Consider the following 12453-nt stretch of genomic DNA (forward strand, 5'->3'; position numbering starts at 1 on the left):
CCGCGCTGCGGCTGGATGCAGCCGATTTCTTCCGGCTTGCTGCATCATGTTCGTACATTTCGCCGACTTCACAGGTCTGTACCCCGCAGAGGGGCATAGTGGCCCTTCGGTAGTGTGAGCGCGTCCATCCAGCCACGGGGGTTTCCCCGAACGCCAGGAGGTCACTGTGCCAAGTTGTGATGAAGGAATGAAGTTGACGCGTCGCCAGGTGATCGCCGGCGGCGTCACGACCGTGGCAATGTCCGCCGCACCGGGGGCCTCCTCGCTCGCCGCCGAACTGGCGGCGCCCCCGCCGCCCAGGCCCCCGGTCATCAGCACGGTGGCCTTGACCGTCAACGGCGAGCGGCGGGAACTTGAACTGGACACCCGGACCACGCTGCTCGATGCCCTGCGCGAACATCTGAAGCTGACTGGAACGAAAAAGGGCTGCGACCACGGTCAATGCGGTGCCTGTACCGTGCTCGTCAACGGTGAGCGCATCAATGCCTGCCTCAGCTTGGCGGTGCAGCACCAGGGCGATGCCATCACCACCATTGAAGGCCTCGGAACTCCCGATGACCTGCATCCGATGCAGGCCGCTTTCATCAAGCATGATGGCTACCAGTGCGGGTATTGCACGCCGGGGCAGATCTGTTCGGCGGTGGCGGTACTGGAAGAGATCAAGCGGGGTGTCCCCAGCCATGTGCAGGCGGATGTCAGCGCACGGCCCCGGGCCACCAACATGGAAATGCGCGAACGCATGAGCGGCAACCTCTGCCGCTGCGGCGCCTATTCCAACATTGCCGAGGCGATGGCAGAGGTCGCTGGCGTAACCTCCGCAGGGAGGCGCGCATGAGGGCCTTCAGTTACGAACGCGCGAAATCCCCGGCCGAGGCCGCCAGGGCCGTCGCCGGCACCGAGGGCGCGAAGTTCCTGGCCGGAGGGACCAATCTGCTCGACCTGATGAAGCTGGAGGTCGAGACGCCAGCGCACCTGGTCGATGTGCAGGACATCGGCCTGGACAGAATCGAACCCACCGACGAGGGCGGCCTGCGCATCGGCACGCTGGTCACCAATACCGCACTGGCCTCGCATGAGCGCGTGCGCCGCGACTATGCGGTGCTGACCCGCGCGATCGTGGCAGGTGCCTCCGGGCAGTTGCGCAACAAAGCCACCACCGGCGGCAACCTGCTGCAGCGCACGCGCTGCCCGTATTTCTACGACCCCAATCTGCCCTGCAACAAGCGCCTGCCCGGATCCGGCTGCGGCGCACTCGAGGGGTTCTCCCGGCAGATGGGCGTGATCGGCACGTCGGACAGCTGCATCGCGACCTATCCGGGCGACATGGCGGTGGCCCTGCGGGTGCTGGACGCCTCGATCCAGACCGTCAGGGGTGACGGCAGTACGCGCAGCATCCCGATTGCCGATTTCCATCGTTCCCCCGGCGACAGGCCGCAGCAGGACAACGTGCTGCAGCGCGGTGAGCTGATCACCCACGTCACGCTGCCAGAACCCCTGGGCGGTCGGCACGTGTACCACAAGGTACGGGACCGCGCGTCCTATGCGTTCGCACTGGTGTCGGTCGCCGCGGTCGTGCAGCGTGACGGCTCGGCGCGGTTCGCCTTCGGTGGGGTCGCGCCGAAGCCGTGGCGCGTCGAGGCAGCCGAACCCCTGCTGCGCGACGGCGTGAAGGCCGCGACCCGGCAGGTGTTCGCCGGTGCCCGCCCGACGCGGGAGAACGCGTTCAAGATCGCGCTCGCCGAGCGCACTCTCGCAGCCGTGCTGGTGGAAGGAGAGCGCTGATGCCCCTTGAATTCAACGCCCCCGCCGGCGACAACCTGTTCGACAAGGCCAAGGTCGTCGGCAAGTCGACGCCGCGCATCGACGGTCCACGCAAGACCACCGGCACCGCCCTCTATGCCTACGAGCGCCATGACGTGGCGCCGAACCAGGCCTACGGCTACATCGTCGGCGCGGGCATCGGCAAGGGGCGCATTATTTCGATGGATGCCTCCCGCGCGCGTGCCGCGCCCGGCGTACTGGCGGTCATCACCGCACCGGAAACCAAGCCGGTCGGCACATCGAACTGGAACAATGCACCGTTGTTCGGCGGAGCCGAGGTGGCCCACTACCACCAGGCCATCGCCTGCGTGGTGGCAGAGACCTTCGAGCAGGCCCGCGCCGCCGCGGCGCTGATCCGCACCCGCTACGAGCGCGACAAGGGCCGCTTCGATTTCCCGGCCCTGGCACCGTCCGCGCCGCTGGCAAAGGGGCGCGGTGGCAAGCCCGACCGGCAGACGCTCGGCGATTTCGACACCGCTTACGCGAGCGCGGCGGTCAAGCTCGACGAGACTTACCACACCTCCGACGAAAGTCATTCGATGATGGAGCCGCACGCCACCATCGCCGCTTGGGAGGGTGACACGCTCACGTTGTGGACGGCGAACCAGATGATCGACTGGGCCAGGCAGGGCATGGCGGCGATCCTCGGCATCGATCCTGCCAAGGTGCGCGTGGACTCGCCCTATATCGGCGGCGGCTTTGGCGGCAAGCTGTTCATCCGTGCCGACGCGGTGCTGGCCGCGCTGGCGGCCAAGCAGGTCGGGCGACCAGTGAAGATCGCGCTGCAACGCCCATTGATGCCCAACAACACCACGCACCGGCACGCCACCCTCCAGCGCGTGCGGATCGGCTGCGGCAAGGATGGCCGGATCTCCGCCATCGCCCATGAGAACTGGTCGGGCAACATCAACGGCGAGGACGGCGAGAACGGCACCCTGCAGACGCCCAAGCTCTATGCGGGCGCCAACCGCCTGGTGGCCAACTACATCGCCACGCTCGACATGCCCGAAGGCAATGCGATGCGCGCACCGGGCGAAGCACCGGGCCACATGGCGCTGGAGGTGGCGATGGACGAAATGGCCGAGAAGCTGGGCCTCGACCCGATCGCGTTCCGCATCCTCAACGAGCCCGAGGTCGTGCCCGGCGATCCGTCCAAGAAGTTCTCCGACCGCAACCTGGTGCGCTGCCTGCGCGAAGGCGCGGAGCGCTTCAACTGGAACAAGCGCAACCCCAGGCCTGCGCAGGTCAGGGAAGGGGACTGGCTGGTCGGCATGGGCGTGTCCGCGGGCTATCGCGGCGCACCGACGATGAAGTCGGCGGCGCGGGTCCGGCTTGACGGCCAAGGCGGGGTGATTGTCGAGACCGACATGACCGACATCGGCACCGGCTCCTACACGATCATCGCGCAGACGGCAGCCGAGACCATGGGCGTGCCTCTGGACCGGGTCCAGGTGACCCTCGGCGACTCCCGTCATCCCGCCTCCGCCGGTTCCGGCGGCCAGTGGGGCGCGGCGAGCTCCACCGCAGGCGTGTACGCGGCGTGCGTCAGCCTGCGCCGCAAGGTGGGCGAGAAGCTCGGCTTCGACGGCGACACCGCAGACTTCGCCAATGGCCGCATCCAGGCGGGTGGACGGACGATCAAGCTGGCGGAGGCGGGGACACTGTCGGCAGAGGACGGCATTGCCTTCGGTGACTTCAAGCAAGGCTACGACGTCGGCACCTATGCAGGGCATTTCTGCGAGGTCGCCGTGCATGCCTACACGGGAGAGACGCGCATCCGCCGCATGCTTGCCGTATGCGATGGCGGCCGGATCCTCAATCCGCTCTCCGCACGCAGCCAGGTCATCGGCGGGATGGTGATGGGTGCGGGCGCGACCCTGATGGAGGAGCTGGTGGTCGACAAACGGCTTGGCTTGTTCATCAACCACGACCTGGCCGGCTACGAGGTTCCCGTGCACGCCGACATTCCGTACCAGGAAGTGGTCTTCCTCGACACGCTGGATCCGGTGATCTCGCCGATGAAGGCCAAGGGCGTGGGTGAAATGGGCATCTGCGGGGTCGGCGCCGCGATCGCCAATGCGGTCTACAACGCAACCGGCGTGCGCGTGCGCAACTATCCCATTACCCTGGACAAGCTGCTGCCCGGCTTGCCCGACGTGGGCTGACCCTTGCGCATGGACCGACCCGCAGCCTCGCCCACTCTGGAGGCCTCCGCCGCAGGCGGAGGGGAGCCCTGCGATCTTGCCGAGCACCTGTCGGCAGCGCCGGGCTTCCTCGCCGAAGGCAGCCCGCGCGGCGTGCTCGAGACGGCCTTGACGCGCGTGCGCGCGGGGGAGCACGCCGTGCTCGCGCTGGTGCTGGAAACCGATGGCTCCACTTACGCCGGTGCCGGCGACATGGTGCTGTTCTGCAACGGCGACCAGGTCGGCTGGCTGAGCGGCGGATGTCTGGAGCCCGAGCTCGCGCGACGCGCGGAGCAGGTGAGCGCGGCAGGGCGGGTCGACTGGATCGAGATCGACACCCGCAGTGACGACGACCTGTTGAGTGGGTCCGCGCTCGGGTGCCGCGGCCGGCTGCGGATTGCGCTCCTGCCATTGCGTGCCATGGTCGGCATCGACGACGTCATCGAGGCTTGGTTGCGCGAGGGTGTGCCACTCCAGCGCGACCTTCGTACGTCGGGCCAGGTCGTTTTCCGCGCCGGCCATCGCGAGCAGGCGTGGCAGCTGCATCCGATGGAGGGTACGCAGCCCTTTGGCGAGGGTGCGTGGCGTTTGCCGTTGCCTCGGCTTCCGCGGGCCCTGGTGTTGGGGGGCGGTCCCGAAACGCCCTTCCTCGTTCCGTTGCTGCGGGGCCTGGGGTGGCGGGTCAGCGTGGCCGAACGACGAGCGCGCTGGGCCTCAGCCGGGCAGTGCGCGGATGCGCATCTTCAGACCAGCCCGGCCGAGGCCCTTCATGGCGACCCGTGCGACGCGGCACTGGTGATGCATCACGATTTCGAACTGGACCGGGAGGCGCTGGTGGCCCTGGCTGATACCAACGTTGCGTTCATTGGACTGCTGGGTCCGCGGCGAAGGCGCGAGGACCTGTTCAAGCTGCTGACACCGGATCAGCGCCACCGCCTGTCCCCGAGACTTCAATCACCGGTCGGCCTGGACATCGGCGGCCGAGGGCCCGAGGCGATTTCGCTCAGCATCGCCGCGCAGCTGCAGCAATGGCGAAGCGCGCACGGCAGGTGACTGACGCGCATGCGGTCGTCGTGCTGGCTGCCGGCGGGAGCACCCGACTTGGCCAGCCCAAGCAGCTTCTGACCCGGCAGGGCGAGACCCTAGTACATCGCGTGGTGCGGTTGGCGCGGGAGCTCGCGCCAGCGCAGGTCCTGGTCGTGGTGGGCGCGAACGCACAGGCCGTGACATCCAGCATTGCCGGGCTGGACGCCACTCCGGTAACCAACCACCACTGGGAACGCGGCCTGGCGAGCAGCCTGCAGGTTGCCGGCGCACACCTGCTGCCCACGGTGGCCGCTGTGATGGTCGTGGCATGCGACCAGCCCGCAATCGAGCGCTCGCATCTGCAGGCGCTGCTTTCCGGTGCCCGCGCCTCGGCGTCAGGGTGCGCAGGCACCCGTCATGGAGATGCGCTTGGCATTCCCGCGGTAGTGCCGCGTGCATGGTTCAACTCTGCGGGTGCAAGCGGTGACCGCGGCTTCGGAGCGCGCTTGAGGCAGCTCCCTGTCGATACGGTGTATGCCCTTCAAGCGCCGGAGCTGGGCCTGGATGTCGATACGCCAGAGGATCTAGCGCATGCGCGCGATGCGGGCTGGATCGATGCAGGGAGGTGACCCGCATGATCACTGGGCCAATGCCTGTCGCGCAGGTGACGAGCGGCAGGGCTGGAGCCCGGACCCTCGCTGCCCTCAGCCCTGTAGAGTCGAGCCATGCTCGACTACGGCACGCCACATCGCGCCCCATCAGGCACATCACCAGCAAGAATCTGCAGCACCCGATCCAACAGAACAGGTTCCGGCACGCCAGCCAGTACCTGCTCCAGGTAATCCAACGGCTCCAACTGCCATTGGAGGAGCGCCCGCAACCGCACAACGGCGGGCGCCCGCTGCTTCGCGTCCAGTGAGGCCTGCAACAGCAGATGGTGCGAGCGCCTCTCCAGCCACAACACTGGAACGCCTCCACAGTGAATCTGGAATCCGGCGTTTTGATGCCGCTCGACGAACTGGAAGCCCTGTCGTGGCCGAGCCTCCACGAACTGCACGGCTTGGCGCCGCAGTTGTGAGAATCGATGGTCGGTGATGCTTTGGAACGCGGCAGGCGAGTGCACCGGCGGCGCCGGCCACAGCGTCTGTGCCGCAACCACCACCACAAGACAGAGCGCGGTGGCCGCCCAGCGCCACCAGGCCACTCAACCGTCCGGATGCAGTCGGGTACTGGCGTGTGCGGTAAGGCCGATTCCGGCCATGATCAGCCCCTCCATCACGCGCGGGCCAACGTACTGCTCCAGCTCACCGTTCTCGCGGGCGCGCTGCGCGGCCAGCAGGATCTCCAGCACCACCCGAAGACCCGCCAGCGAGCAATCGGTATCCGCCAAGGCGATGCGCCGGCCGGGCATCTGATGGCGTTCCGGCCACGGCTGGCCATCGGAGGCGGCGCCGGTGCCGATGCTGTGCAGCAGGGCGATGAGGGTGTTCGGGTCCAGCGCAGGGCTATTGGCAGGCGCGTCGTGGATGGGGTGCGGGGCAGGGGAGTGGGGCTGGGTCATGGCGGGGCTCCTTGCGTGCATGCAGAAGCCGCCACCGATAAAGGTGGCGGACGATGCGTGGTTCGAAACCCCGTGTGTGGATGACCGGGCAGGCGCAAGGCCTCCACGCACCGCCCGCCATAGCCGACTGACGGATTGCCAGCCGGCACCGCGCGAAGCAGTGCCGGCTGGCAAGTGCGAGCAACATCCACACAACCGGGGTTTCGAATCCCGACCACCGATGCACGGTGGCAGGGCAAGGAATACGCGGACCTATGCGTGATGCCAATGCAGTAGGGCTGATGACGTCACTACTTTCAACATTTTCAGAATCGTTGCATACGACGCAACCAAGCTGGAGCCTTGCGCTACAACGCTATCGGCGATGCCGGTGGTGCAAGCCTAGCGAGTGTCGGCATCCGCCCGGCGAGGCCGTGAGCGAGGCGAATGCGACAGGTTTGTCAAAGGCCGTCAGGCGTCAGTAGCCCTTCAACGCGGCCTTGGTCCGCTCCAGCCATGCGGCGTTGTGGCTGCGTGCGTGGCGCGACCAGTGCTGAGCATCGTCGATGATGCTGGCGAACAGGCTGCGGGCTTGCTCGCGATCGTCGGGTTGCGGCTGCGCCATCAGCCATTCGGCGTAGAGGCAGCGAGCGGCCGCATCGTTTCCGCATTCCACGGCGCGCTCGAATGCGGCGCGGGCGCCGGGGGCTTGGGCGGTTGCCAATGCCTGCGCGTAAAGCAGGGTTTGTTCCGGCTTGCGGCGCACATCCGGGTGGCGGGCGAACAGGCCGTCCAGTGTCTCCGCCGCAAGCGCGGGCTGCCCGGAATCGAGGCGGGCACGCGCCAGGCCGGTCAGGATGTAGGGATCGTCGCCCAGTGGCGAGCTGGCTGCCTGCTCAAGCAGGGCTCTGGCTTCCTCGGCCTGGCCGGCATCCAGCAGCGTCATACCCAGGCGAACCCGATTCTGCACGGTGGGCGTGCGGGCCAGCTCGGCACGGGCGTTGCGAAGGTCCTGGCCCGGGTCCATGAGCTGCTTGGCGGAACGGACGACCTGCCGGGCGCCGCGTGAGTGACGGACTTCAGGGAAGTAGATCGCCAGGAAGTAGACGACGCTGCCGAGCAGCGGGAACGAGAACAGCAGAATGAGCCAGTAGAGGCTCTGGCCCGAGCGGATGGCGTGCACCGCGAAGTAGATGGCTGCCAGTACGTGGAGTCCGATTCCTATATAGGGCATGTGCGCCGCCTCGTCCTTGTGAGGGGTGGAACTATAGTGGGGGAGGGGTGGGGCGCCAATGGGGTGGGAGCGACTGGGTGTGACGCGTCACGTTAATGGGGTTGGATCCTGCGAGGTGGAGCGCTACATGTCACTATGCAGCGGGGCTGCATTGATGGAAGGGGATACATGGAACGTACGCAGAAGACGCTAACGATGGCTGATGTTGCTGGATGGGGTTCGGCGCTCGTCACGTTCGGATTGATTCAAGGAGCCTTCTATCTGAAGGCGTATTGGGGGCATTTCGGCCTGGATCCCTTTCAGTTTGTTGCGGTGAGTGAGCTTGCGCTGGCAGGGCTTGCGGGGATCGGCATGGTGTTGTTCTTCATACTGATTGCGCTGCTGCTTGGAGGGTGGGTCGAAGGGAAGGTGACGGCGAGTCCGTCCCAAGCCAACCTGCTGATGTGGCTGACCCTGGCTCTTTGTATTGTCGGAATGGGCGCTTTGATTTGGTGGTCCAATGGCTGGCCCGTTTTGATAGGTGTGGGGCTGACGGGTATATGTGCAATGGCAGTACGCCTGTCCCCAGTGTTGCCGGCCGCCGTGAAGGATTCGCCGTGGCTGGCCTATGCGCTCGTAATGATTGTCTATGTTCCGATCTCGTCAAACTGGCTTGGCTTCGAACGCGCCAAGGCGATTACTTCTGGCAGCAGCGAGTACGTGGTCAATGTGACCATTGATGAGAAGGCGCAAGGCAGCCTGGGACTAGTGGGGCGTTTGGGTGATAGCTATGTGCTTTGGAACCCGGCGCAGAAGGCTGCAGTTCTTGTGCCAGCGAACGACGTGCGTAGGCTGGAGATTGCGCAAAAAACCGTTTTGTCTGTCAAGTCAGTCCAGTCGCGATGAGAATGATCTATTGACGGTGGGAGAGCGACTTCCGATCAGAGACGGACATTCGTGAACGCCATGTATTGAATCGCAAATTGGCTTCAGATCGAGAGAGCACCCAAACTCGACCAGCCCGACTCCACATTGAATTTGGAGGCGTCATCCAGCTCTGCGGCGAACGCCGCGTGCAACCTTGGCACCAAGAGGAAACCTCAAATGAGCATTCTTCTGGATCTATCGATACCCGGATACGGCGGGAAGCCAGGCAAACACGACGTATCATGGGAAGCCACGTTCGACTCGTCCGGCGGCGCCACCACCAGTGGCGGACCAGATTGTTGACTTAAATGATCAATTTCCCTCTAATCCGACTCAGGGGCGTCGGGCTAGGAGTTCCGGCGCAAGGGGCAGGGAATGAGTTCCAACGTCATTGCTGACTTTATGTCCGCTGCTCCGTTAGCAGAGGAAGGCGGCGCTATCTCGGCCGATCGGTTCGACTATCAGAAGAATTGGGCGCTGGCACGCTTGCTAAGCTTGCATCAGGCCGACGGCAACTACGCGCTGCTTTGCGAGCTTCACGAGGACATTGCTGTTCTTAACTGCCCCGAACATCCCACGACGGCTGCGTTCTATCAGATCAAGACCAGCGCCGCTGGCGCTTGGACTTTGAAGAAGTTGACGAACCGCAAGAAGGGTAACGCCGGGAATGCTCTGCCGTCCATCTTGGGCCGCCTGTGCGCGAAGGCCGAGGAACTGAAGGACCAGAAGGTGACGTTCCAATTCGTCACCAACGAGGGAAGCGGTTTCAGCTTCAAGGGCCTAGACGCGGCAAAAGCGGCTGGCTCCTCCGGCCAGCGCCTCTTCGAAGCGCTGAGTTCGACTGAGTGGGCGACGCTCAAGCAGTGCTTGGCTGATGAGTTAGGACAGGATTTCAGTGTTGCTTTACAGAATCAGCTGACGGTATCGGTTGCCCAGATTCACCTAAGCAAGCACAACGAGACGACCGTAGGACTCGTGGCAAACTTCCTGGAAGAGCATGCGCCCAATGCTCACATTCAACCGAAAACGTTTTACCGGACGTTGTTCGATGAGTTGCGGCGAAAGACGGTCGCCCAAAGGCCTATTGGTGCCATCTCTGACGTGTGCAAGGCGAAAGGGATCGATAGGGAGGGGCTCGACGCGATGCTTGCCAGTGCTCGTTCCGTTGCCCCAGCCACTGCCGCCTGGAGTCATATCCAAGCAGAGCTTCACTCGGATGGCGTCTCGCTTCTCATAAGGCGAAGGCTTAAAGATGCTTATCCTGGCTACTTCTCAAGAATGCAGAGCCCGCTTGATGCGGCGTTCCGCAGGGATCGACGCCTTCTCGTCGCAGCCAGTGAGAGCGCGATGTCAGAAGATCAAACGCTGCTGGAGCTCGCCGAAGCTGCGGCGAAAATCGCACGTAAGGACCCAAGCTATGGCGCTGCCGGCATGTCCGCCGAACAGGAACTCATCGTTGTGATGATGGCCTTCTATGAAACCGACACCCACTAACTTTCGGATGCTGGTACGCAGTCTAAGGACCAGGACACATGAAAAACTTAGCCTTTCAAAGGCTTCATCTCGTATCTCATCGGGAACGAAAAGCAAGGTCAGTCGAGTTCCATCCCGACGTGACGGTGATCAAGGGCCTAAATGACGTAGGTAAGTCATCGCTCGCCAAATCCATCTACGCCACCCTTGGCGCCGAGGCTGCCGAGGTTCATCCCGACTGGAAGAACGCGAGCGTGATCTCCGCATTGGAGTTCACTGTAGACACCGAACCTTACGTTCTGCTAAAGGAAGGCAAGACCTTCACCTTGATCCATGCGGGCACTATCGCGGGTTGCTACACGAGCATCTCGGAGGGCTTGGCGCCAGCCCTGTACGGCCTTTTGGGGGCGAAGTTGAGGCTGAAGAATCGCTCTGACAAAGTGGTCGTGCCGCCCCCAGCGTTCCTCTTTATTCCATTTTACGTAGACCAAGATGCTGGTTGGAATCAGCCGTGGACGTCTTTTGCGCGTTTGGAACAGTTCACCCGCTGGCGAGAAGACGTTGTGAATTTCCATGTCGGAGTGACCGGTGCTGAATATTTCGAGGCGATGGAGGCTCAGGCGGAAGCTGCAGCTGCTCGCGTTGAACCAGCCAAGCAGCTGGAAGGCCTGAAATCGCTTCAGAAGCGCGCCCAAGAAACGGCCCTGCAGGACATTGACGTGGAAATCGATCCTGCAGTCTTCGCGAAAGAGATTGAGAGGGTCGTTGGCTTGCTACAGGGCCTAGTCGAAGTTCGCGAGGTTGAACGTGCAAAGCTGTCTAAGCTAACTCAACGCCGTCTCGAGCTTGAAGCGCAGAGAGAAATTCTGGATAGAGTCCGCAAAGAGCTTCACGCCGACTACATGTTTGCAGCGAAGCACGAAGACGATGAACTGGAGTGCCCGACGTGCGGTCAGCTCCACGAGAATTCCTTTGCACAGAGATTTGCATTGGCGCAAGACGAAGCGCGAGCAGATGATGTGCTAGTTGAGGTTATGAACAGCCTCGCCGATGTTTCAGGACAGATCGCCATAAGTCATCAACGCTTGAAAGATGCCACAGAAGATGAGCAAAAATTCAATGAATTGCTGACCCAGCGTAGAGGACAGGTCACATTCGCCAGACTTCTCGAGCGGGCAGGGCAGAAGAGGTTCTCTTCGCAGTTGGATGAACAAGTTGCCGACCTGGTTCGAGTGATCGCCGACTTGGACTATCAGATTAAGCAGGCGGGCGAGAGGCTGCGAAACGCGCGCTCTACTGCGCGGAAGCGGGAAGTAATCGACACGTACGCTGGGTTGCTCAAGAGCTTTTCCCAGGCGTTGAGCGTGCAATTTCCGGATCAGTTCCTTGAGTCCCTCACGGCGAAACTGCATGAGACAGGAAGTGATCGCCCTAGGGCCATCCTCGCTTATGTCTACGCTATCTTGCGTTTAGCATGGAAGGCTGAGGATGCTGTGAGGTGTCCGATCGTCTTTGACTCGCCCAAGCAACAGGATCAAGATGACATCAATCACGTCAAGCTGCTCGAATTCATTCGGGACGAGCGCCCGGCAGACTCCCAGCTGATTCTATTGCTCGTGGATGATGCTGGCGTTGATTTCGGCCGTGAGCCATTGGTTCTTGATCAAAAGTATTCGCTGCTTTCTGCGAGTGAATACGATGATACGTCGGCATTGATTCGGACTTGGCAGGCTCTTCGAGAGGCCGCCCTGAATTGAGCCGCAGCCGGAAGCTGAGATTCAAACACAGAGAGCGGATGCACTCATGAACTCCCGAGCAAAGATCAGGTCCACGGCGGCGAAGAGAAAATCTCAGCGGCCGGATACCCCGCAAGATGCACAAGCTGCAACAGCGAAGAACGAAGCAACCTTCGCGAACTTTAAAGATCAGATCGAACTAATGAAGGTACTTGCGCTTGGAACCGGCATGTGTACAGCCGCATACGTGTTAGCGGCAAGCGAGCTGGCTGTGTTGACTCGCATCGTCGGCGCGATGACCTGCATGACGCTTGGCGTCTGGATTGGGGTGTGCGGCGTACTCGTGTACTTCCGGAATCGGCTCAATTTGAGCGGTCTATCAGTGGGCGAACGAGTCTGGCGTGTTGCCCAGTATTTGGTCGTCATGTGCGCAACCTTGTTTGCATTTTCGACCGCAGTCGAACTCGCGAAGCTAAAGGTATCAGGTGTTCGAGCCCCGGCCGCTACGAGCGAGGCGCTATAGGCCACTTATGG

12 protein-coding genes are annotated in these 12453 nt (G+C 63.0%); 9 read left to right on the forward strand and 3 right to left on the reverse strand.

From position 1 onward, the window contains the following. Positions 1–187 precede the first annotated feature (187 nt). The 5 genes from paoA to N5D45_RS01310 are packed head-to-tail and all read left to right on the forward strand — an operon-like array spanning position 188 to position 5659. Complete coding sequence (gene paoA, locus N5D45_RS01290; protein ID WP_197656310.1) at positions 188–835, forward strand: aldehyde dehydrogenase iron-sulfur subunit PaoA; 648 nt, start codon at positions 188–190, stop codon at positions 833–835. Beyond that, on the forward strand, positions 832–1782 hold the full coding sequence (locus N5D45_RS01295; protein WP_099560618.1) for a xanthine dehydrogenase family protein subunit M: 951 nt from the start codon (positions 832–834) through the stop codon (positions 1780–1782). Before paoA ends, N5D45_RS01295 begins: the two co-directional genes overlap by 4 nt. Then, positions 1782–3986, forward strand: coding sequence for an aldehyde oxidoreductase molybdenum-binding subunit PaoC (gene paoC / locus N5D45_RS01300; protein WP_279938376.1), 2205 nt, complete (start codon positions 1782–1784; stop codon positions 3984–3986). The genes N5D45_RS01295 and paoC overlap by 1 nt, the downstream gene beginning before the upstream one ends. 9 nt (positions 3987–3995) lie before the next feature. Continuing rightward, complete coding sequence (locus N5D45_RS01305; RefSeq protein ID WP_279938377.1) at positions 3996–5057, forward strand: XdhC/CoxI family protein; 1062 nt, start codon at positions 3996–3998, stop codon at positions 5055–5057. Beyond that, positions 5033–5659: a nucleotidyltransferase family protein gene (locus tag N5D45_RS01310; RefSeq protein ID WP_279938378.1), complete on the forward strand. Its 627-nt coding sequence runs from the start codon at positions 5033–5035 to the stop codon at positions 5657–5659. The genes N5D45_RS01305 and N5D45_RS01310 overlap by 25 nt, the downstream gene beginning before the upstream one ends. 104 nt (positions 5660–5763) lie before the next feature. Here N5D45_RS01310 and N5D45_RS01315 read toward each other — a convergent pair whose 3' ends face one another. The 3 genes from N5D45_RS01315 to N5D45_RS01325 all read right to left on the reverse strand — a co-directional run bounded on the left by N5D45_RS01315 (position 5764) and on the right by N5D45_RS01325 (position 7804). Continuing rightward, the gene (locus N5D45_RS01315; RefSeq protein WP_279938379.1) at positions 5764–6234 is read right to left on the reverse strand and encodes a hypothetical protein; all 471 of its coding nucleotides are present in this window, start codon (positions 6232–6234) and stop codon (positions 5764–5766) included. Continuing rightward, positions 6235–6591 carry a hypothetical protein gene (locus N5D45_RS01320; protein ID WP_279938380.1) on the reverse strand — a complete coding sequence of 119 codons (357 nt, stop codon included), beginning with the start codon at positions 6589–6591 and terminating at the stop codon, positions 6235–6237. It lies immediately after the preceding gene. A 457-nt stretch (positions 6592–7048) separates the two neighbouring features. Next, the gene (locus tag N5D45_RS01325; protein WP_345782122.1) at positions 7049–7804 is read right to left on the reverse strand and encodes a tetratricopeptide repeat protein; all 756 of its coding nucleotides are present in this window, start codon (positions 7802–7804) and stop codon (positions 7049–7051) included. Positions 7805–7972: 168 nt separating this feature from the next. Here N5D45_RS01325 and N5D45_RS01330 point away from each other — a divergent pair, with 168 nt between their 5' ends. The 4 genes from N5D45_RS01330 (at position 7973) to N5D45_RS01345 (ending at position 12442) form a co-directional block, all read left to right on the forward strand. After that, positions 7973–8689 carry a hypothetical protein gene (locus N5D45_RS01330; RefSeq protein ID WP_279938382.1) on the forward strand — a complete coding sequence of 239 codons (717 nt, stop codon included), beginning with the start codon at positions 7973–7975 and terminating at the stop codon, positions 8687–8689. Positions 8690–9085: 396 nt separating this feature from the next. Then, a complete protein-coding gene (locus N5D45_RS01335) occupies positions 9086–10204 on the forward strand; it encodes a DUF4297 domain-containing protein (RefSeq protein WP_279938383.1) in 1119 nt (372 codons plus the stop codon). Positions 10205–10242: 38 nt separating this feature from the next. After that, positions 10243–11940, forward strand: a complete 1698-nt coding sequence (locus tag N5D45_RS01340; protein ID WP_279938384.1) for a hypothetical protein — start codon at positions 10243–10245, stop codon at positions 11938–11940. Between the two features lie 46 nt (positions 11941–11986). Next, positions 11987–12442, forward strand: coding sequence for a hypothetical protein (locus tag N5D45_RS01345; protein WP_279938385.1), 456 nt, complete (start codon positions 11987–11989; stop codon positions 12440–12442). Positions 12443–12453 lie beyond the last annotated feature (11 nt).

This window comes from Stenotrophomonas sp. GD03819 (assembly GCF_029841665.1).
Taxonomy (GTDB): domain Bacteria; phylum Pseudomonadota; class Gammaproteobacteria; order Xanthomonadales; family Xanthomonadaceae; genus Stenotrophomonas; species Stenotrophomonas geniculata.